Origin of the sequence: Delftia sp. S65, assembly GCF_016516495.1 — a bacterium.
Lineage (GTDB): Bacteria > Pseudomonadota > Gammaproteobacteria > Burkholderiales > Burkholderiaceae_C > Comamonas > Comamonas acidovorans.
In genome coordinates this window covers 1-21,780 of sequence record NZ_JACVUR010000026.1, presented here as the reverse complement: position 1 = coordinate 21,780, position 21,780 = coordinate 1, and the positions used below count along the sequence as shown (strand labels likewise).

General features: G+C 67.6%; 18 protein-coding genes. 7 read left to right on the top strand and 11 right to left on the bottom strand.

What is annotated here, in order from left to right; genetic code table 11:
• Positions 1–11: 11 nt before the first annotated feature.
• Positions 12–1,481 carry an MFS transporter gene (locus tag IAE24_RS19355; RefSeq protein ID WP_233626296.1) on the bottom strand — a complete coding sequence of 490 codons (1,470 nt, stop codon included), beginning with the start codon at positions 1,479–1,481 and terminating at the stop codon, positions 12–14.
• Between the two features lie 171 nt (positions 1,482–1,652).
• On the opposite strand from IAE24_RS19355, the gene IAE24_RS19350 reads away from it, so the two are divergent.
• Both IAE24_RS19350 and IAE24_RS19345 read left to right on the top strand, forming a co-directional pair.
• Positions 1,653–2,624, top strand: coding sequence for a LysR family transcriptional regulator (locus IAE24_RS19350; RefSeq protein ID WP_199961504.1), 972 nt, complete (start codon positions 1,653–1,655; stop codon positions 2,622–2,624).
• Between the two features lie 55 nt (positions 2,625–2,679).
• Positions 2,680–3,183, top strand: a complete 504-nt coding sequence (locus tag IAE24_RS19345) for a flavodoxin family protein (RefSeq protein WP_199961503.1) — start codon at positions 2,680–2,682, stop codon at positions 3,181–3,183.
• 58 nt (positions 3,184–3,241) lie between these two features.
• Here the strand turns inward: IAE24_RS19345 and IAE24_RS19340 are convergent, their stop codons facing one another.
• The 4 genes from IAE24_RS19340 to IAE24_RS19325 form a co-directional block, all read right to left on the bottom strand.
• Positions 3,242–4,546, bottom strand: a complete 1,305-nt coding sequence (locus IAE24_RS19340) for a hypothetical protein (RefSeq protein WP_233626295.1) — start codon at positions 4,544–4,546, stop codon at positions 3,242–3,244.
• A gap of 44 nt (positions 4,547–4,590) precedes the next feature.
• Positions 4,591–5,052, bottom strand: a complete 462-nt coding sequence (locus IAE24_RS19335; RefSeq protein WP_199961501.1) for a hypothetical protein — start codon at positions 5,050–5,052, stop codon at positions 4,591–4,593.
• A gap of 3 nt (positions 5,053–5,055) precedes the next feature.
• The gene (locus tag IAE24_RS19330) at positions 5,056–5,664 is read right to left on the bottom strand and encodes a peptidoglycan recognition protein family protein (RefSeq protein ID WP_013802750.1); all 609 of its coding nucleotides are present in this window, start codon (positions 5,662–5,664) and stop codon (positions 5,056–5,058) included.
• 211 nt (positions 5,665–5,875) lie between these two features.
• Positions 5,876–6,823 (bottom strand): DMT family transporter, encoded by a 948-nt coding sequence (locus IAE24_RS19325; RefSeq protein WP_012205172.1) that lies wholly within the window; start codon positions 6,821–6,823, stop codon positions 5,876–5,878.
• A 145-nt stretch (positions 6,824–6,968) separates the two neighbouring features.
• Here IAE24_RS19325 and IAE24_RS19320 point away from each other — a divergent pair, with 145 nt between their 5' ends.
• Positions 6,969–7,901 (top strand): LysR family transcriptional regulator, encoded by a 933-nt coding sequence (locus tag IAE24_RS19320; RefSeq protein WP_199961531.1) that lies wholly within the window; start codon positions 6,969–6,971, stop codon positions 7,899–7,901.
• Here IAE24_RS19320 and IAE24_RS19315 read toward each other — a convergent pair.
• Genes IAE24_RS19315 through IAE24_RS19305 form a run of 3 tightly spaced genes read right to left on the bottom strand, consistent with a single transcriptional unit; the run spans position 7,898 to position 11,182 of the window.
• Entirely contained in the window at positions 7,898–9,463 is a 1,566-nt protein-coding gene (locus IAE24_RS19315) for a PhnE/PtxC family ABC transporter permease (protein WP_199961500.1), read from the bottom strand. The two genes, IAE24_RS19320 and IAE24_RS19315, sit on opposite strands and share 4 nt — an antisense overlap.
• Positions 9,454–10,278 (bottom strand): phosphonate ABC transporter ATP-binding protein, encoded by an 825-nt coding sequence (locus IAE24_RS19310; RefSeq protein ID WP_013802746.1) that lies wholly within the window; start codon positions 10,276–10,278, stop codon positions 9,454–9,456. The genes IAE24_RS19315 and IAE24_RS19310 overlap by 10 nt, the downstream gene beginning before the upstream one ends.
• A 19-nt stretch (positions 10,279–10,297) precedes the next feature.
• Positions 10,298–11,182 (bottom strand): putative selenate ABC transporter substrate-binding protein, encoded by an 885-nt coding sequence (locus tag IAE24_RS19305; RefSeq protein WP_012205176.1) that lies wholly within the window; start codon positions 11,180–11,182, stop codon positions 10,298–10,300.
• A gap of 582 nt (positions 11,183–11,764) precedes the next feature.
• Between IAE24_RS19305 and lldP the strand changes: the two genes are divergently transcribed.
• From lldP to dld, 4 genes are all read left to right on the top strand, one after another.
• A complete protein-coding gene (gene lldP / locus IAE24_RS19300) occupies positions 11,765–13,447 on the top strand; it encodes an L-lactate permease (protein WP_063326344.1) in 1,683 nt (560 codons plus the stop codon).
• Between the two features lie 185 nt (positions 13,448–13,632).
• Entirely contained in the window at positions 13,633–14,439 is an 807-nt protein-coding gene (gene lldR, locus IAE24_RS19295) for a transcriptional regulator LldR (RefSeq protein WP_063326343.1), read from the top strand.
• 10 nt (positions 14,440–14,449) lie between these two features.
• Positions 14,450–15,589 (top strand): FMN-dependent L-lactate dehydrogenase LldD, encoded by a 1,140-nt coding sequence (gene lldD, locus IAE24_RS19290; protein WP_199961499.1) that lies wholly within the window; start codon positions 14,450–14,452, stop codon positions 15,587–15,589.
• Positions 15,586–17,340, top strand: coding sequence for a D-lactate dehydrogenase (dld, locus tag IAE24_RS19285; RefSeq protein ID WP_199961498.1), 1,755 nt, complete (start codon positions 15,586–15,588; stop codon positions 17,338–17,340). The genes lldD and dld overlap by 4 nt, the downstream gene beginning before the upstream one ends.
• 191 nt (positions 17,341–17,531) lie before the next feature.
• Here dld and IAE24_RS19280 read toward each other — a convergent pair whose 3' ends face one another.
• From IAE24_RS19280 to IAE24_RS19270, 3 genes are all read right to left on the bottom strand, one after another.
• The gene (locus tag IAE24_RS19280; protein ID WP_233626294.1) at positions 17,532–19,085 is read right to left on the bottom strand and encodes a S41 family peptidase; all 1,554 of its coding nucleotides are present in this window, start codon (positions 19,083–19,085) and stop codon (positions 17,532–17,534) included.
• A 162-nt stretch (positions 19,086–19,247) separates the two neighbouring features.
• Positions 19,248–20,756: an aldehyde dehydrogenase family protein gene (locus IAE24_RS19275; protein WP_199961497.1), complete on the bottom strand. Its 1,509-nt coding sequence runs from the start codon at positions 20,754–20,756 to the stop codon at positions 19,248–19,250.
• 50 nt (positions 20,757–20,806) lie between these two features.
• Positions 20,807–21,688, bottom strand: a complete 882-nt coding sequence (locus IAE24_RS19270; protein WP_199961496.1) for a transporter — start codon at positions 21,686–21,688, stop codon at positions 20,807–20,809.
• Between the last annotated feature and the right edge of the window lie 92 nt (positions 21,689–21,780).

Here is a 21,780-nt window from a genome sequence, read left to right as displayed (position 1 = left end):
CACCTGGCGGCCTAGGCGCCTTCCGTAGCCGAACGAATGGCGGCGCTCTGCGCCGCAGGGGCTGCCTGGCCGTCACGCGCTGCGGCTTTGCGTGCCGGCAGCCATCGGCAGGCAGCCAACGCCGCCAGAACCGCCAGCGCCGCGCAGCCGAAGATGGCCTGCAGCCCGTGGCCCAGCGCGGCGGTGACGGCATCGGCGTGTGCTGCCAGGGGACTGGCCGCAGCCAGCTCCTGTTTCATCAAATGGCTGAGCAGGGCTGCCAGCAAGGCCACGCCGGCGGCGCCGCCCAGGCTGCGCAGCATGACGGGTGCCGCCGTGGCAATGCCCAGGTGCCGGGCCGGCGACACACGCTGCGCCACCACGGTGATGATGGGAAACATCAGCCCCAGTCCCAGGCCCAGCGGCAGCAGTCCTGCGGACAGGGCCAGCGGCGCCTGCGGCAGCCAGTGCAAGGCCGCGGTGATCAGTCCGAACGACAGCAGCATCAGCACGCAGGCCACCCGGGCGAGCGACGCGGCTGGCGTCTGGGCGCGCAGGCGCCGGCCGCTGCCAATGGCCCCTGCGGTGATGCCGGCCATCAGCGGCGCCAAGTGCCAAGCGGAACCGGTAGGCGACAGGTGCAGGCCGATCTGCAGATACTGCGGAAGGAAGACAACGGCCGCATACAGCGCAACGCCCGTGGACAGGGCCAGGAAACTGACCGCCGCGTAGGCCGGGTGGGCAAACAGCGACAGGGGCAGCAGCGGATGGGTGGCGCGGCGCTGGCGCACGAAGAATGCCAGGGCGAACTTGGCGCCCAGGGCCAGCAACACCCACAGCGACAGCTGCTCGGGTAGATTCAGATGGCTGTGCTGGGTGGCCAGCAGCAGGCTGACCAGGGCTGCGGCCAGCAACACGGCACCCAGCCAGTCGATGCGCTGGCGGGGCCGGGGCTCGGCGGCAGCCTCCGGCGCAGCCGCCCTGGCGGGCAGCGCCCATGCCAGCACTCCCCAGGCCAGCCCTGCGAGCGGCACATTCAGCCAGAACGCCCAGTGCCAGGACAGATGCTCCACCAGCGCCCCGCCCAGCAGCGGGCCGACCATGGTCGATACGCCATAGGCGGCGCCCAGCAGGCCCTGGTAGCGGGCTCGTTGTTCAGGCGCAAACAGGTCGGCAAGGGTCAGCATCGTCAGCGTCATGAGCCCGCCGCCGCCCGCGCCCTGCAGGGCACGCGCCAACACCAGCTGCTGCAAGTCATGGCTTGCGCCACAGGCCAGGGAGCCGGCCAGGAACAGGCCGATGGCCAGCAGCAGCATGGGCTTTCTGCCCAGCACATCGGCCAGCCGCCCGTACAGCGCAATCACCACGGTGGCCGCCAGCAGATAGGCCGAGAACACCCAGGCCAGCGGCCAATGGCCCGGCAGTTCGCGGGCCATCACGGGCAGGGCGGTCGAAAGAATGGTCTGGTCCAGGGCCGCGAGGACGAGCGTCAGCACGAGCATTGCGAAGCAAAGCCGGGGCAGGTTCCGCCGACCGGGCGGGGAAGTCAGCGAGGTTGTGGGCGTGGGCGTCATGGGCGTGCAGCGGCGAGGGCTTGGGTTGAGGCAACGGCCGCCAGTGTCGGGAGCGGTGTGGGTTTTGTACAGTGCAATGTATTGAACGTATGATTTCGCATGGCGAACACATACGACCTCAACCTGCTGATTGCACTGGATGCCTTGCTCAGCACGGGCAGCGTGACGCAGGCGGCCGGGCGCATGCACCTGAGCACTCCCGCCATGAGCCATACGCTGGCACGCATCAGGGAGGCGTTTGGTGATCCCATCCTGGTGCGTGCGGGCCGTAGCCTCGTGCCCACGCCGCGCGCCCTGGCCCTGGCGGAGCCGGTGCGCGCGCTGCTGGCCCAGGCGCGGGCGCTGCAGGACCCTGTCGATGCGGGAGGACTGGCGGGCCTGCGCCGCCGCTTCGTGGTGCGGGCGCCCGAAGGCATTGCCGTCGTCTTCGGTGGCAGCCTGTCGCGTGCGCTGGAGGCGGAAATGCCGCTGGCCAGCCTGCAGTTCCTGCCCGAAACCCATGCCGACCCCGGGGCCCTGCGCGAAGGCCGCATCGACCTGGATGTGGGCAGCTTTCGCAGCATGGACCCGGAAACCGAGAGCCTGGTGATATCGGAGCAGACCCTGGTGGGCGTCGTGCGCGCCGGCCATCCCCTGTTGAAGTCCGCCAGAAAGTCGCAAAGGCTGAGCGCCGCGCAGTTCGCCGCCGCGCGCCACGTCGGCATCACCCAGCGCCCGGGTGAAAGCTCGCCCGTGGACGCTGCCCTGGAGGCGCTGGGCCTGCAGCGGCAACTGGCGCTGCTGGTGCCCAGTTCGTTCTCGGCCCTGATTGCGGCTTCCCGCACCGACCTGGTGGCCTGCGTGCCGACACGCACGGCGCATGGCATGGCCGCATCGCTGGGGCTGGTGGTGTTTGCCTTGCCCATCGACGTGCAGGTGCAGCCCATGCGCATGGCCTGGCATCCGCGCCATCAGGCGGATCCCGCGCATCAATGGTTGCGCGACTGCATTCAACGGCAGCTCGATGATCCGCAATGGATCAGGCCTTCCGTGGCATCGCTGACGGATGGGGCCGGCAGAGGGGTTACCTGAGCCGCACCGTGGCGGGAGCGGCCCGGTTCTCCCACCATCGGTCTATGCTCGCGGCATGAACGCAAGCAAGACCCTGCTGATCGTCTACCACTCCATGACCGGCGGCACCCGCCAGATGGCCGAGGCCGCGCGCGACGGCGCAGCGGCCGAAGGCCAGGGCGTGCAGGTGCGCCTGCTGCATGCCTCCGAGGCCGGCCCCGACGATGTGCTGTCCGCCGACGGCTACCTCTTCGCCACCCCGGAAAACCTGGCCGCCATCAGCGGCCAGCTCAAGGACTTCTTCGACCGCAGCTACTACGCGGCGCTGGATCACCTCAATGGCCGGCCCTATGCCAGCCTCATCTGCGCGGGCAGCGACGGCCAGAACGCCGCCCGCCAGATCGCCCGCATCGCCACCGGCTGGCGCCTCAAGCCCGTGGCCGAGCCCCTGATCATCTGCACCCACGCCCAGACCACCGAAGCCATCCTGGCGCCCAAGCGGATTGCCGCAGCTGAGCTGGAGAAGTGCCGGGCGTTGGGGGAGGCGATGGGGGCCGGGCTGGCGCTGGGGGTCTTTTGAGGGCTGCCAGCATCTTGGGCGGCCTACATTTCTTGGTGGCCCGGTCGCCCGGTGTGGCTCAGCCGAACAGGCGCGACCAGAATCCGCCTTTTCCACCCACCTGCTGACGGGCTCCCTGCATGTGAGCGCGTATGCCGAGCAGCTGGGCATTGTCCGGATCGTGGCGCAGGGCGATCTCGACCAGTTCAGGCTGAAGGTGCGAGGCCTTGAGCTGGCCCAGGGCCCTGAGGGCGGTGACCTTGTGCGCATGAACGAAGCTCATGCTGCGAACTTCCCATTGCGCTTGCTGTTGCTGCGGCGAAAGCTGCGCATAGCGGCGCTCGGCTTCGGCCACGATGTCGAGGACGTCCTGGTGGTGGCTGGTCTCGTTGAGATAGGCGCATGCGGTCTGCGCGCAGTCCAGATACAGGCCGGTATCAAGCGCGTAGTCCTCCATCAGCAGCAGTGACAGGTCGGTGGCTTGCTTGCGGTTCCCCAGTTGCCGATAGGCATGGCGCAGGTTTTCCAGCAGGGCCTGGAAACAGGTCTGCTGCAGCCCGGCTTCGAGGACGGCGGCCGCCTGCTCGAACTGTTCCTGCGCGTTGTACAGCACGCCCAGGTTGTTGCAGCACATGGCATAGGTGTGGATGTCCAGCGCGGCGGGCGCGGCCTCCTGGCCGTTTGCCGGCGTGCCGGCGCTGGTGAAGCGCTCCAGACAGCGTTCGTAGAGTGTGGTCTGCAGGCGCTCGATTTCCTGCAGGGCCGCTGCATCCGTGTCGGGGCGCTTCCACTTGCCCACGGTCACGCCGGCCGTGTAGTAGTCGGGTGCCGCCGGGCTATCAGCCAACTCGGGATAGGAAAAGATGCTGCGCCAGGGCACGGCATGCTCCATCTCGAAAATGCGGGCTTGCAAGTCCACCTGAGGCTGCAAGGCATGAGACTTGCGGTAGGCGGCCAGCGCGGGCTCGGGTTCGTCCAGCCAATAGTGGGCACTGCCCAAATAGCGGTGTCCATAGGCATTGCCTGGTGACATTGCCAGTGCGCGCTGCGCCCATTCGCCGACTTGGCGCAATGCCGCACTGCGGTCCTCGGTGAATTGGTCACTGGAATCGAGATACACCAGGCACAGCATCAGCCATGACCATTCGCTACCCTGGCCTGATTCGGCAGTGGCCTGAATGCTGGTCAAGAGGCTGGCAATCGCTTCGTTGTCCAGATGGCTGAAAACCGTGGTGCCGGACCATAGCGCATGCATGCGCGCGTGGTCGCCCTGGCTGAAGGAATGCATTCCTTGGGAAATCAGTCGGTCCATGGTCTGTTGGGAATATTGTGGGAGGCGCCATCGTATCCGCTGTGTTTGACAGGAGGATGGGGCATCACTCAATCGGAGTGATTAGACGCCTTTGTAGACAATGTCTGAACAACAGGTCAAAGCCCCGTCAACTGCGGCAATGCCTTCTCGCAGGCCTTGCGGCACAGGTAGCGCAGGTCCTGTTCACCATCTTCACTGCGCAGGTAGCCGGCACCGGCGGCGTTGATGTTCCATTCATAGACTTTGCCCGAGCGCAGCAGCCGTCCGCTGAAACTGCAGGGCAGGATGATGGATTCCTCATGGAAGCTGCCAGCCGAGACTTGCTTTGCCGTCGCGAAATAGCGGGCCACGTCGGCGGCGTCCAGGCTGACTTTCTCGCATCCCATGGTCTCGCCCGTACCCACGGAACGGGTGACCGGGCCGATGACGGAAATGGGTGCCGCCTTGGCCACGTGTTTGGGCGTGGATGTGGAAGTAGATGAGGCCTGCAGCGGCGCATGCAGGCACAGCATCACGGCAGCCCAGGCGGCAATGCGCAGGCTGCGAAAGGGATTGTTGAAAAGCTGGCTGGATGGCATGGCTCAGGCTCCCGTGAAGATGTAGCGCAGCAATTGGGCGCCTTCGGTCGCCTCCTTGCGGGCAATGGCACCGTGGGAGTAGACATCGGACAGAAGCTTGAGCTTGTAGTGGTCCACCAATTGCTGGGTCAGCCATTTGGTCTGGAACAGCTGCGATTGGGTGGGCGCCTCGTAGTCCTTGGTCGACGGCAGGAAACGGCCCACTACCTCGATGCCCACGGAGTCGCTGTTGGCCGGATAACGCAACGGATAGGCCTTTGTGTTCTCGTGCGATGACACATTCTTGGCCCGCTTGCTGAAGCTCAGGCCCTTTTGGTGCAGCAGGGCATTGATGTTCTTGAGTTCCGTGGGATCGCAGGTGCTCTCGTTGACGCAGCGCGGCTGAAGAATTCCCACATGCCAGCAGATCTTTTCCAGACTGGCGGTTTGGTAGATCTTCCCGTCCTTCTCGATCAGAAAGTGCGCCCCCGTCTTTTGGCCGCTCTTGTAGGCATTGAGCACGCTGGCGGCCGTGGACGAGTCAGTGCGGTGCAGCACGATGGATGTGACGGACAGCAAGGCGCCGTGCTCTATGGACGGATAGGTCTTGACTTCGACGCTTTTGTCTACCATCAATCCTTTTTCGATAGTGGCCAATTATTTCTCCCTCTGTATTCCGGCTGAATGAATGCGAATGGCGGAAAGCCGGGAGAGCATACGGGCGGAAAGGGGAAAAATAATTCGAAATGTACTGTGCACCTCTTTATTGGAAATATCTTGAAACAATTGGGTGGAGTTCATGAAGGATGTATGAATTCCAGAAATCTCCGGAATTCACAGGGGCTCAATGGCGGCGCAATGCAATGCCTGCGCGATGGCCCACGACTGCAACGAGGATGAAGCCCATTCCCGCCCACTGTGCGGCTGACGGCACGGCGCCAAACCAGACCAGGTCCACCAGCAAGGCCATGGCGGGGTAGACGAAGGACAGTGCCGCAATGGCCGGCGCCGGCAGCCGCTGGAATGCGGCATACATCACCGTGTACATGAAGGCCGTATGGACCAGTCCCAGGGTCAGCACCATGGAGGCGGCCCGCGCTGACAGCAATTGAGGGCTGGCTGCTGCGATATGGGTGAGCAGGGGCAGGGCCCACAGGCTCAGCACCAGTCCGCCCGCCAGCATCTGCAGCATGGCGATCTGGGCCGAGGGCATGTGGCCCAGGCGGCGCGTGGCCACCGTGGTGCCTGCGTAGAGTGCGGCGGCCAGCAGGGCCAGGGCCACGCCGACCCACGCGCCTGTTCCAGCATGCGATGCATCCATGCCATCCAGCCCGACCAGGCCGCTGCTCAGTGCCACCCCCAGCAGGGCCAGCAGCAGCCATGGCAGCTTGCGGCGTTCAACGGGCTCGCCCTGCAGGGCCGACAGAGCCAGCAGCATGAAGGGCTGCACGTGGTAGACCACGGTGGCCACGGCGATGGAGCTGTAGTGGTAGGCGCTGAAGAGGGCGACCCAGTTCAATACCAGGGCGATGCCGCCGCCGGCCAGCCACAGCCATTCACGGCCTTGAGGGGCGACCCATTCGCGCCGCCAGGCCAGCCACAGGCCCAGGCCCAGTGCGCCCAGCACGCAGCGGGCGAATACGACCAGCAGCGGCGGCAGCGCGCTTTCCACGACGAGCAGGCCAATGGTGCCCGACAGCGCCATGGCCAGCAGCATGCGCCAGGTGCCGCCCTGGCTGGTTCGGGGCCGTGTGGGTGAGGTTGCAGAGGTGAGGCTGGGGCTGTGGGACATGGTGTCGATTCCTGGGCGCGCTTCGGTATGGAGCGCATGGCCGTATCTTGCGGACCTTGCAATCAATCAACAATCCGCCAGTCATTCAAATTAATATTGCTTTCCATGCAACAAAGACCGGAGTAGCGCCTTGCCCGATACCGCCATGCCCCTGGATGAAATGCTGGTCTTCGCCCGCGTGGTGGAGCACCAGAGCTTTGCGGGAGCGGCCCGGCAGCTGGGGCTGACGACCTCGGCCGTGAGCCGCAGCGTGGGGCGGCTGGAGGCGCATTTCGGGCTGCGGTTGCTGCAGCGCACCACGCGCTCGCTGTCGCTGACCGAAGCGGGAGCCGAGATCCACCAGGCCTGCCTTCGGCTGGTGGCGGATGCCCAGGCCGTGCAGGCGCTGGCCGGCCAGCTGCGCCAGCAGCCGCGCGGGCTGCTGAAGATCAGCGCGCCGGCCGTGCTGGGCGATCTCTGGCTGTCACCACTGCTGCCGGGCTTTTGCGCGCGCTGGCCCGAGGTTCAGGTGCAGGTGGACATGACGGACCGCATGGTGGACCTGGTGGCCGAGGGGCTGGACCTGGGCCTGCGCATCAGCATGCCGGGCCAGATCGCGCCGGGGCTGGTGGCGCGGCCGCTCAAGACCATCCGCTATGTGCTGGTGGCCACGCCCGGCTATCTGGCGCGGCATGCGCAGATCACGGAGCCCGGGCAACTGCTGGCGCATCCCTTCATCAGCCTGGGCTACGGGCAGTTCCAGAACGAGGTGGAGTTGCGCCCGCTCCACCCTGCGGCCGCGTCCGCCACGCGTCTGCTGGTGAATACGCCCATCACCATTGCCAGCAGCCTGGGCATCATCCACGCGCTGCAGCAGGGGCCGGGCATTGGCGTGGTGGCCGACTTTGCCGCGCAGGCGGCGCTGCAGGCCGGGCAACTGGCACCCGTTCTGCCGGGCTGGGCGCTGTGCGGCAAGTACGCGCCGCGCGTGGTGCATGCGGTCTATGCGCCCACGCGCCATGTGCCGCTGAAGCTGCGGGCGCTGATCGACTACCTGGTCGAGGTGGAGGGTGAGGGCGCCACGGCCTCCACCACCTAACCCATGCGCCTTCGCAGCGCCGCGCTGGCCCAGTCCACTGCCACGGACAGCGCCAGCATGGCGATGATGACGGTGCTGGCCTGGGCATAGTGGAACAGCGACAGCTCGAAGTACAGCAGCTGCCCCAGCCCGCCCGCGCCCACGAAGCCCAGGATGGCGGCCATGCGGATGTTCATCTCCCAGCGGTACAGCGTGTAGGCCAGCAACTGCGGCGCGGCGCCGGGCAGCGTCGCGTAGAGGAAGGCCATGGTGCGGCCGCTGCCGGACAGGCGCAGCGCTTGGGTGGGGGCGGCGGGCTGGTTCTGCAGGGCCTCGGCATACAGGCGCCCCAGCACGCCCGCCGTGTGCAGCGCCAGCGCCAGCGCGCCTGCGAACGGGCCCAGGCCCACGGCCAGGGCGGTGATGGTGGCCCAGACCAGCTCGGGCACGGAGCGCAGCACGTTGAGCACCAGGCTCCAGGGAGCGCGCCAGCGCGGCAGTGCCAGCAGCAGGCCCAGCACGGCCGCCAGCAGGGTGCCGACCACGGAGATGGCCAGCGTCTCCCACACGCCCACGGCCACCTTGCGCAGCCATTCGGCGCTGGTGTCGGGCGGGAAGAAGCTGATGACGAACTCCAGCATGGACCGGCCCGCCGCGCCCGTGAACAGCGAGGGCAGGTCCATCTCCAGCATGGCAAAGCTGGCGGCCACGCTCAGCGCCAGGGCGGCGCAGGTGAGGGCGCTGCGCCAGCCCCAGGCGCTGGCACGCGCGGCAGGTGGCGTGTCCAGCGCGCGGCGCAGGCCGCGCGAGAGCAGGTCGGCGCCCCAGACCAGCAGCATGAAGGTCAGCAAGATGGTGGAGGCCTCGCCGCCGTTGAGCATCTTCATGGCCTGGTCCATGAGTTGGCCCAGGCCGCCCGCGCCCACAAAGCCCATGACCACCGAGGCGCGTATGGCGCACTCCCAGCGGTAGACGGTGTACGAGGTCAGTTCGCGCGCGGCCTGGGGCAGCAGGCCGTAGAGCATGGCCAGCGGCCGGCGCGCGCCGGCCTGCGCCAGGGCACGCGCGGGAGCGGGGTCGGCCGACTCCAGGATTTCCGCATAGACCTTGGCCAGCATGCCGCCATAGGTCAGTCCCAGGGCCAGCACGCCAGCGGCCGGCCCCAGGCCGAAGACGCGTACGAAGACCAGGGCCCAGACCAGCTCGGGCACGCCGCGCAGGATGGTGAGCAGGCCGCGCGTGACGGGATTGAGCGCCCGCCGCTCGCGCGCGGCGCCCGTGACCAAGTAGGCCAGCGGCAAGGCCAGCACAAAGGCCAGGGCCATGCCGGCCGTGGCAATGGCCAGGGTCTCCAGCGTGGCGCGGCCCAGGTAGCCGAGGAAGTCGCGCCCGGTCTCGGGCGGCAGAAAGGTGGCCAGAAAGCGGCCTATGACCTGCAGGTTGCCGGGATCGAACAGCGCACCCAGGCTGAAGCCCGCGCCCTGGGACAGCGGCCACAGAACGACGGCGGCCAGCACCAGGGCGCCGAGGCGGCGGGGCGCGGCGGGGTCACGCAGCGCGTGCAGATCGGAACTCAACGGCATGCGGATGCGGACAGCGGTGCGGCAAAGGCGGCGGGCGCGGGTGTCCACGCAGGGCGGGAGGGATCATCGCCAGGATGCTCGGACCCATACAGCGCACGCAGGTGTTCCTGCGTGACTTCAGCCGCCGGCAGGTCGAAGGCGATGGCGCCATCGCGGATGCCCACGATGCGCGCAAAGCAGGCCAGCGCCAGGTCCACGGCATGCAGGCTGGCGACCAGGGTGGCGCCGCGCGCGGCGGCTTCGTGCACCAGCAGTTGCACGGTGGACAGGGCCAGGGCCGGGTCCAGTGCGGCCACGGGCTCGTCGGCCAGGATGAGCTCGGCCTGCTGGTAGAGCACGCGGGCAATGCCCACGCGCTGCAGCTGCCCGCCAGAGAGCTGGTCGCAGCGCGCGAACAGCTTGTCTGCCAGCTGCACGCGGGCCAGGGCCTCGCGCGCGCCGGCGGTGTCCTGTGGGTACAGCAGCGAGGCCAGCGCCTTCCAGGCCGGCCACCGGCCCAGCCTCCCGGCCAGCACGGCCGTGACCACGCGCTGGCGCGGCGGTATGGGCGGCGCCTGGTGCACCGTGCCGATGCGCGCGCGCAGCAGCCGGGGAGCCCCCGCGCTGGATGCAGGCACCTCGTCGCCCAGCACGCTGCGCCGGCCCTGGCTGGGCGCCAGCGCCGTGCCGATCACGGACAGCAGCGTGGTCTTGCCCGCGCCCGAGGGGCCGATCAGCGCAATGGCCTCGCCCTGGCGTGCGGCCAGCGTCACGCCGCGCAGCGCAATGCCGCCGCCGGCGTGGGTCAGGCCCACGCCTTGCAGTTCAAAGCTCATGGATTGCGCCTGCCGCGGCTTACTTGAGCAGGCCGGCCGACTTGGCGGCAGCCTCGATGCCTTCGTAGTTCGAGGCCTGGGTGGGCACGAAGCGCGCGGCGCGCTGCAGCTCCAGGATGGCCTTGTGCTCGGGCTTGGCCGGGTCCAGCGCCAGGAAGGCGTCGGTCAGCTTCTTGACCAGGGCCGGGTCCAGATCGCCGCGCACGGTCCAGTTGTAGTCGAAGTAGGGCGGCGTGGTGGCGAACACGCGCACCTTGCTGGTATCGACCTTCTTGGTCTCCACCAGCTTGTCCCAGACCGATGCGTTGAGCACGCCGGCCTCGGCCTTGCCCGCGGCCACGAAGGCCACGGTGGCGTCATGCGCGCCGGAGAAGGCCACGGTCTTGAAGTCCTTCTCGGGGTTGATGCCGTCCTGCTGCAGGAAAAAGCGCGGCATCAGGCTGCCCGAGGTGGACGAGGGTGCGCCAAAGGCAAAGCTCTTGCCCTTGAGGTCGGCCAGGGTCTTGATGGCGGGGTTGGCCGTGATGAACTTGGAGGTGAACTTGGCGTCTTCCTCGCGCTGCACGATGGGGATGGCCGTGCCGTTGGTGCGGATCTTGGCCTGCACGAAGGTGAAGCCGCCCAGCCAGGCCAGGTCCAGCTTGCGCGTGGCCAGCGACTCGACCACGGCGGCGTAGTCGGTCACGGGCGTGAACACCACCTTCATGCCGGTCTGGGCCGAGAGGTACTTGCCCAGCGGCTCGAACTTGCGCTGCAGCTCGGTGGGAGCTTCATCCGGGATGGCGGAGACGCGCAGCACGGCGGGTTCGGCGGCCAGCGCGGGCAGGCTGGACAGGGTGGAGGCGGCCAGCACGCAGGCAGCCGCCTGGCGCAGCGCCGAGCGGCGCGCAGGAATGTGGTTCATGGATGGGCTCCGTTCAATCAGCCACCGCCGTCCGGATACACGGCGATTTAATGGGCGCCCGGGATGACCGGGCGCCGAAGGTACAAGGGCGGTACACCGACCGCTGAGGCTGCATTGTAGGGAGCGGGCTTTTCCGTTGGGGACGTCAGGCATGAGCGCCGGACCTGCGGGCACAGCGCTGCCGCCGATCTTTTTCCTGCGTGCGCTGCGTTTGTGCACCGCCTGGGGCCTTGCCTGGCGGGGACTTGAACATGCGTTGCACCAAAACATCCAAGATTGGTCTGACCAATAAACATCGTGGTGCATTATCTGCACTCTTTTAGGTGTTTACCCTGTTCATCTGCTCACTTGAAAGCTCTGAGAATCGCACCACTTCGCGCAATGGTCTGAATTTTGGCTTGATTGGTTGGACCAATTTACCAATGGCCCACAAGGCGCCAGCGCGGGGAACACTCCCGGTCACCGTTGCGGCCAGCCAGCAGACATCCTGTGCGGATCGCACCGCATGCCAACGCTGCAACGAGAGGGAGTGGCCGACAAGGGGCGCTTACCGCGCCCTCCCCATCATCTAGAGACACGGTCATGCAAACCATCTGGCAGCAGAACTACGATCCCGCCGGGAACATCTGGATCTCGGCGCTGATCGCGCTGATTCCCATCATCTTTTTCTTCCTGGCGCTGACCAGGTTCCGTCTCAAGGGCTACCAGGCCGGCACCGTCACCGTGGCGCTGGCGCTGGGCGTGGCGCTGCTGTTCTACAAGATGCCCGTGAGCGCGGCACTGGCCTCGGCCGTGTACGGCTTCTTCTACGGCCTGTGGCCCATCGCCTGGATCATCGTGGCGGCCGTGTTCCTCTACAAGATTTCGGTCAAGACGGGGCAGTTCGACGTGATCCGCTCGTCCATCCTGTCGGTCACGCCCGACCAGCGGCTGCAGCTCATCCTGGTGGGCTTTTGCTTCGGCGCCTTCCTGGAAGGTGCTGCCGGTTTCGGCGCGCCCGTGGCCATCACGGCCGCGCTGCTGGTGGGCCTGGGCTTCAAGCCGCTGTACGCGGCCGGGCTGTGCCTGATCGCCAACACGGCGCCCGTGGCCTTCGGCGCCATGGGCATTCCCATCATCGTGGCGGGGCAGGTCTCGGGCGTGGATGCATTCGCCATCGGCCAGATGGCCGGGCGCCAGCTGCCCTTCATGACGGTGCTGGTGCTGTTCTGGCTGATGGCCATCATGGACGGCTGGCGCGGCGTCAAGGAAACCTGGCCTGCGGTGCTGGTGGGCGGCGGCTCCTTCGCCGTGGTGCAGTTCCTCACCGCCAACTTCATCGGCCCGGAGCTGCCGGACATCACCTCGGCCATCGTCTCGCTGGTGGCGCTGACGCTGTTCCTCAAGGTCTGGCAACCCAAGCGCATCTTCCGTTTCGACACGGAAGGCGAGGGCGGCAAGGCTGCGGCAGTTGCAGCACCGGCCATCACCTCCGGTGCACCGCTGACAGCAGGCGCCGTCATCAAGGCCTGGTCGCCCTTCATCATCCTCACGGCCATGGTGACGATCTGGAGCATCAAGCCCTTCAAGGCGCTGTTCGCCGCAGGCGGCCCGCTGGCCTCCACCGTCATCAACATCCCCGTGCCCTTCCTGCACAACCTGGTGGAGAAGACGCCGCCCGTCGTGGCCGCCGCTGCGCCCTACGGCGCGGTCTACACCTTCAACTGGCTGCTGGCCACCGGCACGGCCATCCTGATCGCGGCGCTGATCACCATCACCTTCACGCGCCTGTCGCCGGCCAAGGCCGTGGCCACGCTGGGCGAGACCTTCAGGGAACTGGCCGTGCCGATCTACTCCATCGGCATGGTGCTGGCCTTCGCCTTCGTGGCCAACTACTCGGGCCTGTCGGCCACGCTGGCCCTGGCGCTGGCGCATACGGGCCAGGCGTTCACGTTCTTCTCGCCTTTCCTGGGCTGGATCGGCGTGTTCCTGACGGGCTCGGACACCTCGGCCAACGCGCTGTTCGCCGCGCTGCAGGCCACCACGGCGCAGCAGCTGGGCCTGCCCCAGGTGCTCACGGTGGCGGCCAACACCACGGGCGGCGTGACGGGCAAGATGATCTCGCCCCAGTCCATCGCCATTGCCTGCGCGGCCGTGGGGCTGGCAGGCCGCGAGTCGGACCTGTTCCGCTTCACGGTCAAGCACAGCCTGATGTTCGCCGTGATCATCGGGGTGATCACGACGCTGCAAGCCTATGTGTTTACGTGGATGATTCCTGGGTATTGACATGAAACACCCCCTGAGTCGCTGCGCGCCTTCCCCCTCTCTACCCGCTTCGCGGGGGAGGGGGACGACACCCTCGCGGCGGGGCGGCCCTTGCTCGGTGTCCCTGGCTTGGGCAGTGCGGGTTTCATGCGATGAGGCTGGCGCATAGCGCCGTGAATCACTGAAAACCAATTCTGAGAATCCCCATGCGCGTTGCCGATCAAGTTGTCGAGAAATTGCTTGCCCTGGTGCAGGCCAGCGGAGTGCAGCCCGGACAGCGGCTGCCCGCGGAACGGCAACTGGCGGCTGAGCTGGGTGTCTCGCGCACCTCGGTGCGCGAGGCCATACAGAAACTCACCAGCCAGGGCGTGCTGGCGGCGCGGCGCGGCGATGGCACTTACCTGCAGGAGCCGGCGCCGGCTGCCGAGCCTGCGGACTGGCTCAAGGACGCCATGCGGCCGCTGGCCGGCCTGATGGAGTCCGACTCCCACTACCGCTACGACGTGCTGGAAACCCGCCATGCGCTGGAGACCAGCACGGCCTGGCTGGCCGCCCAGCGCGCCACGGAGCGCGACAAGGACCATATCCAGCGCTGCTTCGAGGTGATGATCCAGCACCAGCAAAGCGGCCACGCTGAGCTGGCGGCGCGTGCCGATGCGCAGTTCCACCTGGCCATTGCCGAGGCCTCGCACAACCTGGTGCTGGTGCAGGTCATGCACAGCCTGTTCACCGTGGTGCTGTCCACGGTGGAGCGCAACCGCCACGACATGTTCCGCCTGAGCGCGCCCCAGACCCTGCAGGAGCTGACCGTGCAGCACCAGAGCCTCATGCAGGCCATCCTGGACGGCGACCCGCAGCGCGCCCGCGAATGCATCGGTGAGCACCTGGAGCATGTGCGCACCACCATCCAGCGCCTGGACGAGGACCGCGCGCGGCGCGAGCGCTCCATGCGGCTGCCTCTGGACGCCGCGCCCGCGCTGCTGCCCACTTCAGACCTGATACGAAAGACATGAGACACCCATCATGATCATCTCCTCCACCTCCGACTACCGTGCGGCGGCGCAAAAGCGCCTGCCGCCTTTCCTGTTCCACTACATCGACGGTGGCGCCTATGCCGAGCAGACGCTGCGCCGCAATGTGGAAGACCTGGCCGCCGTGGCGCTGCGCCAGCGCGTGCTCAAGGACATGAGCCGGCTGGACACCAGCATCGAGCTGTTCGGCGAGAAGCTGTCCATCCCCGTGGCGCTGTCGCCCGTGGGCCTGACGGGCATGTACCGCCGCCGCGGCGAAGTGCAGGCCGCGCGCGCGGCCGACGCCCATGGCATTCCGTTCACCATGTCCACGGTCTCGGTCTGCCCCATCGAAGAGGTGGCGCCCAAGATCAAGCGCCCCATGTGGTTCCAGCTCTATGTGCTCAAGGACCGGGGCTTCATGCAGAACGCGCTGGAGCGTGCCCAGGCGGCCGGCTGCTCCACCCTGGTCTTCACCGTGGACATGCCCGTGCCCGGCGCGCGCTACCGCGATGCGCATTCGGGCATGAGCGGCCCGAATGCCGCCATGCGCCGCTACTGGCAGTCGGTCACGCACCCGGCCTGGTCCATGGACGTGGGCCTGCTGGGCCGCCCGCATGACCTGGGCAACATCTCGGCCTACCGGGGCAGCCCCACGGGCCTGGCCGACTACATCGGCTGGCTGGGCGCCAATTTCGATCCCTCCATCTCCTGGAAGGACCTCGAATGGATACGTGCCTTCTGGAAGGGCCCCATGGTCATCAAGGGCATCCTGGACCCCGAGGACGCCAAGGACGCCGTGCGCTTTGGCGCCGACGGCATCATCGTCTCCAACCATGGCGGCCGCCAGCTCGACGGCGTGCTGTCCTCGGCCCGCGCGCTGCCGGCCATTGCCGACGCGGTCAAGGGCCAGATCAAGATCCTGGCCGACTCCGGCATCCGCAACGGCCTGGACGTGGTGCGCGCCATCGCCCTGGGCGCCGACTGCGCCATGATCGGCCGCGCCTTCATCTACGCCCTGGCCGCCTCCGGCGAGGCGGGCGTCAAGCACCTGCTGGAACTATTGGAGAAGGAAATGCGCGTGGCCATGACGCTGACCAGCGTGAGCAAGGTATCCGACATCACCGGCGACCTGCTGGTGCGCCAGCCATGAGCGCGCTGCAGACTCCGGTCGTCTCTCGCGAGGCCCTGCTGCTGCAGTTGCGCGAAGCCGTGGGCGCCGCCCATGTGCTCACCGACGACCAGGCCACGCGCCGCTTCCGCAAGGGCCACCGCACGGGCGAGGGCCCGGTGCTGGCCGTGGTGCGGCCCGCGACCCTGCTGGAGCAGTGGAAGGTGGTGCAGGCCGCCGTGGCGGCCGGGCGCATCGTCATCATGCAGGCCGCCAACACGGGCCTGACGGGCGGCTCCACGCCCGACGGCGCGGACTACGACCGCGAGATCGTGCTCATCAACACCTTGCGCATCACCGGCGTGCAGGTCATTGGCGGCGGCGCCCAGGTGGTCTGCCTGCCCGGCGCCACGCTGGACCGGCTTGAGCAGGCGCTGGCGCCGCTGGGGCGCGAGCCGCATTCGGTGATCGGCTCGTCGTGCATCGGCGCCTCGGTGCTGGGCGGCATCTGCAACAACTCGGGCGGCGCCCTGGTGCGGCGCGGCCCGGCTTACACCGAGCTGGCGCTGTACGCGCGCGTCTGCGACGACGGCTCGCTGGAACTCGTCAACCACCTGGGCATCGCCTTGGGCCGCACGCCCGAGGAAATCCTCACGCGGCTGCAAAACGGCGACTACACCGAATCCGACATCGCACACGATGCGCAGCGTGCCGCCTCCGACCCGCGCTATGCCGAGGCCGTGCGCGCCGTGGACGAGGACACGCCCGCGCGCTTCAACGCCGACCCTTCGCGCCTGTTCGAGGCCTCGGGCTCGGCCGGCAAGCTGTGCCTGTTCGCCGTGCGGCTGGACACCTTTCCCAAGGAGCCCAGCACCGTCTTCTATATAGGCAGCAATGCGCCCGACGACCTCACGGCCGTGCGCCGCGAGCTGCTGACCGCGCTGCCGCGCCTGCCGATCGCGGGCGAGTACATCCACCGCACGGCCTACGACATCGGCGAGAAATACGGCAAGGACACCTTCCTGCTGATCGACCGCTTCGGCACGGCCAGGGTGCCGGCCGCCTTCGCCCTCAAGAGCCGCGTGGACGGCTTCTTCGAGCGCTTCGGCCTGCGCGGCGTCACCGACCGCGTGATCCAGGCGCTGACCAACCTGCTGCCCAGCCACCTGCCCGCGCGCATGCGCCAGTGGCGCGACCGCTACGAGCACCACCTGCTGGTGCGCGTGTCCAACGACACGGCCGAGGCCACGCGCAACTTCCTCACGCAGCACTTCAGCGGCAGCGCCACGGGCGGCTGGTTCGAGTGCGATGCCGACGAGGGGCGCAAGGCCTTCCTGCACCGCTTCGCCATCGCGGGCGCGGCCATCCGCTACCGCGAGGTGCACCGCGCCCAGGTGGAGGACATCGTGGCCCTGGACGTGGCCCTGCGCCGCAACGACCGCGAATGGGTGGAGCAACTGCCTGCCGACGTCGAGCGCGACATGGTCCACAAGCTCTACTACGGCCACTTCTTCTGCCATGTCTTCCACCAGGACTACATCGTCAAGAAGGGCGTGGACCCGCTGGCCATGGAGCACCGCATGTGGGAACTGCTGGACGCGCGCCGCGCCGAGTACCCGGCCGAGCACAACGTGGGCCACCTCTACGTGGCCAAGCCCGCGCTGGCGGGCTTCTACCGCGAACTGGATCCCACCAATACCTTCAACCCCGGCATAGGCCACACCTCGCGCAAGCTGGGCTGGGAGGAATGCTGCGACCGGCCAGGGGGATGGCCCAAGGGGTATTCGGAGTAGGGGGAAGCTGTGTGGGCAGGTACGCCAGGCCAACTGGCGCATCACGATCCGCAGCTCTGCCGGGTCGCCATTGGCCAGGATGGCGTTGACGGTCTCGACGGCCATGACCGGATCGCTGCGGTACAGCTCGGCCATGGCGTCGTCATGGGACCTTCTTCGCATCATCCGATCTCCTCAAAGCCTGCCTCTGTTCAATCCAGCTGGATGTTTCCTGCCGTGGGCAGGATGCTGTCCAGCACCCAGGCCTGCACGGCGGCGGTGTCGGCAAGGTCGCCGTCGAAGACGAACTGCGGCAGGTAGGGCTTGCCCTCCTTGTCCTGGCGCCCGTGGTTCTTCCAGACCTTGAGGGGGACGCGGAACGTCACTGTGGGCGAAAGTGCCTTGTCGGCCACGTCGGTGTACTGCGTGTCCGTTCCGGTCATGCTGCCCACGTGCACGATGCCCGGAATCTGCAGCGCCGCACTCACGAAATCCAGGCAGGCGCTCTGGCATTGTGCATCCGTGACCAGCACCAGCTTGCCCTTGAAGGGGTTTGCGCGTGCGGCGGCGGTGTCTTGCTGCAACTCCTTGTGCGTTTCATCGACCTGCGGCTGCTCGACAAAATCTTCCCCGCGCGATGCGGCATCCCCCATCAGCGAGGCCATCTCCTGTGTGAACTGGTAGACCAGGCTGCCGGCGCCTTCCGTGCGCAGGAGCTGTGTCCTGCGCTCTTCGAACGCCTCCAGGGCCATGGCGGAGACACGCCAGTAAGCCCTGGCTTGGGAGTGCTGCGTGGCGCCTGCCGTGATGGCATCTGTCAGCAGGGCCATCAGGATGCGGTAGCCGAGCAGGGAGTTGCCCCCGCCATTGCCGCGCACATCGAGCACCACGGCCTGCGCATCTCCTGCCTGCCGGATGCCCTCCAGCATTTTCTCGAAGGCGGCCATGGCCTTCTCGGACGATGGCATGAAGTTGGACGCTTGGACCCACTGCACTCCCGGTCGCACTTCCTTGATGCCCTGGCGCGGTGCCCGGGGCCGCGCCAGGGCACGGGCGTCCTTGTCGTCCAGCGGCTGCCATGCCAGGTTGAAACTCCGGATTTCGCCAGCGGCGGAGCGGGTCGTGCATTGACGCACCCTGAGCGGCTCCCACAGCGGGGCGCTGGGCGATTCGCGGGTCAGGTGCCATGCCAGATCGGACTTCGTTCCCTCCAGGTGCACGAGCCGGTTCACGAAGGGCGCCACTTTGTCAGTGAGCAGATCGTCGATGGGGATGCCGTCGCACGACAGTACCTGCTCCCCCACCTGCGGCGTATCGATCGGCCATTGCGCAGCGCGGCCCGAGACGCGGTAGCGGCCTGCCTGGCGCTGCACGGCCCAGCCTGCCCAGGTCGTGCGCACAGGCGTGGCGGCATGGTGGTTGCGCCATATGGCCAGATGGCCGTCCCGGTATCCGGTGGTGTAGAAGCGCAGCGCGGCAAAGGCCTGCTGCTCCGTGGCTGCGCGCCCAGCCAGCGCCATGGCCTGGTCGTATCCCTCGCTGAACCACTGGTGGAAAGCACTTGCGCTAGGGTCGAGAACGGCGGGATGTGCCTCCCGGATCATCTGGTGCATTCGCTGGATGTCGGCCACGGCGGTGTGGCTCCAGCGCGCTGCCTCCTGGCGGGCCTGTTCGGGTGTGGGCCTGTCGGCCTTGCCCCCGTCCTGCGCCTGGCAGGACCAGGCGATGAAGAGCCATGACAGCCCTGCGATCCAACGACGATCCATGGTCTCCCTCTCTTTCTGTGCCGCACTGCAGGCGGCATGGCGTGGAAAGCGGGGAAGTGTGCAGGGGTGCGCAGTGAAAAGATATCGGAATGATCTGAATCCGTGCTTTCCGACAAGCCCCCGCTGCCGGCCTGCACAAAAGCTGCAGGCCGGCAGCAGCCCTCACAGATTGATGAACACCGACTTGGTCTCCAGATAGGCATCCAGCGCCGTGCGGCCCATGTCGCGGCCCATGCCGGACTGCTTGTAGCCGCCGAAGGGCATGCCCGGGTCCAGGGTGCTGTGGCAGTTGACCCAGACCGTGCCGGACTGGATCTTGGGGATCAGCCGGTGGACCTTGGACAGGTTGTTGGACCAGATGCTGGCGCCCAGGCCGTAGGGCGTGTCGTTGGCCCAGGCGGCGACTTCGTCGAGGTCGTCATAGGGCATGGCCACGAGCACGGGGCCGAAGATTTCCTCGCGGGCCACGCGGTGGTCGTGCTGCACGCCGGTCATCACCGTGGGCTGCACGAAGTAGCCGCGCTGGCCTGAGCGGGCGCCGCCCGTCACCACCTCGGCGCCCTGGCTGCGGCCTATGTCGATGTAGCTGCAGACGCGCTCCATCTGCTCCTGCGAGACCAGCGGACCCATCTGCGCGCTGGGGTCCAGGCCATGGCCCAGGGTGAGCCGGGCGGCCTGGTCGGCCACGTCGGCCACGACGCGGTCGAACATGCTCTTGTGCACGTACAGGCGCGAGCCCGCGCAGCAGACCTGGCCGTGGTTGAAGAAGATGGCATTGGCCGCACCCGCCGCAGCCGTGGCGGGATCGCAGTCGTCCAGCACGATGACGGGGGACTTGCCGCCCAGCTCCAGCGTGATGCGCGTCATGTTGTCCATGCAGGCATGGCCGATGAGCTTGCCCACCTCGGTCGAGCCCGTGAAGCTGACCTTGTTGACCAGCGGGTGCGAGACCAGGGGCGCACCCGTGCCGGGGCCGTCGCCCGTGACCACGTTGAACACGCCGGGCGGAAAGCCCGCTTCCTGGATCAGCTCGGCCAGCATCAGCGCGGTCAGCGGCGTCTGCTCGGCGGGCTTGAGCACCAGGGTGCAGCCGGCAGCCAGCGCGGGCGCCAGCTTCCAGGTGGCCATGAGCAGGGGGAAGTTCCAGGGTACGACGGCGGCGACCACGCCCACGGGCTCGCGCCGGGTGTAGGTGAACATCTGGGCCTCGGGCGCGAAGGGCACGGAGTGCTCGTGCGTCATGCCCTCGATCTTGGTGGCCCAGCCGGCCATGTAGCGGATGGAGTCGATGGCCATGGCGATGTCCACGGCGCGCGCAATGGCGGCGGACTTGCCGTTGTCCAGCGATTCGACCTCGGCCAGGGCCTGGGCATGGGTCTCCATGAGATCGGCCAGGCGCAGCATCAGGCGCTCGCGCTCCACGGGGCGCATGCGGCCCCAGGGGCCCAGGTGCAGCGCGCGGTGCGCGGCGCGCACGGCCAAGTCCACGTCGGCCGGGCCGGCGCTGGCGACTTCGGCGATCACGGCCTCGGTGGCCGGGTTGACGGTGGACAGGCGCTGGCCGGTCTGGGCCGCCACCCATTGGCCGTCGATGAAGAGGTCATGCGTGCCCCGGTTGAGGAAGGCGCTGGCGCGTTCGGTGATCTGGTGCTGGATGTCGCTGAGGTTCATGGTGTGCTCCTTGGTGGTGGACAGGGGACAGGGGACAGGGGGTGTGGGATTCAGAAAACCTGCAGCAGGCGCAGGTTGATGCGGGCGTTCTCCTTGAAGCCCTGGCGCACATGCAGGTCGCGGCCCACGGTGGCCAGCAACTGCGTCTTGGGTGCGACAAAGACCGCGCCGCCGAAAGAGACCTTGGTGGTGGACTGGCGGTCGCTTTGCGACACGCCGTTGACCTGGGTCTCGCCGCCCGTCAGGTGCGACAGGCCCAGGCGCAGGTCCGAGGTATCCGACAGGTGGTAGCGCAGCAAGCCCTGGAACTGGAACTGCGCCTTTTGCTTGAGCGTGGTGCTGTGGGTGCCGAAGTCGTCGTTCTTGCCGAAGACGGTGACATCGGCCGCCAGGTCCATGGTCACGCTCTTGCCCAGCGGCTTGATCCAGCCGGCCTGCAGGGCGGCCTTCCAGCGGTTCTCGCCCAGGCTCAGCGGGTCGTTGCGGTTGTACTGGCCCGTGGGCAGCCAGACAAAGGGGGTGATGCCGAAGTGCTCCTTGTCGCCGGGCTTTGTCAGCCACAGGGTGGCGGCCAGCATCAGGTCGCCCACGCCGGTATTGCTGCCCATGGCCGCGATATCGCGCGAGGCCGACAGGCGCCCGAAGGGCAGCAGGAACTGCGGGTCGATCACATAGTCGCCCAGCTTCATGAAGTGCACGCCGCGCGCAATGCCGATGTCCGAGGTCAGCCTCGGCCGTATGGGCGCCTGGTCGCCATTGGCATAGAGGCTGTCGCGCGTGGCGTGCTGGTAATAGACCATGCCCAGCGTGGTGCCCGGAGGCAGGGCGGTGTAGTCGCCCGCGTCGATATCGACGGCGTGGGCATTGAAGGTGGCGCAGGCGGCCATGGCTGCCAGGGCCAGGGATGCGCGGGTGAAGGGCTTGGATGGCATGGCGAAGAGTCCGGTCCGGTGTTTTCAGGCAAAGCCCTGCCCAGGCCTGCTGCAGGACAGCAGGGCCGGGGAGGGGATTGGGAGGTTGGGGG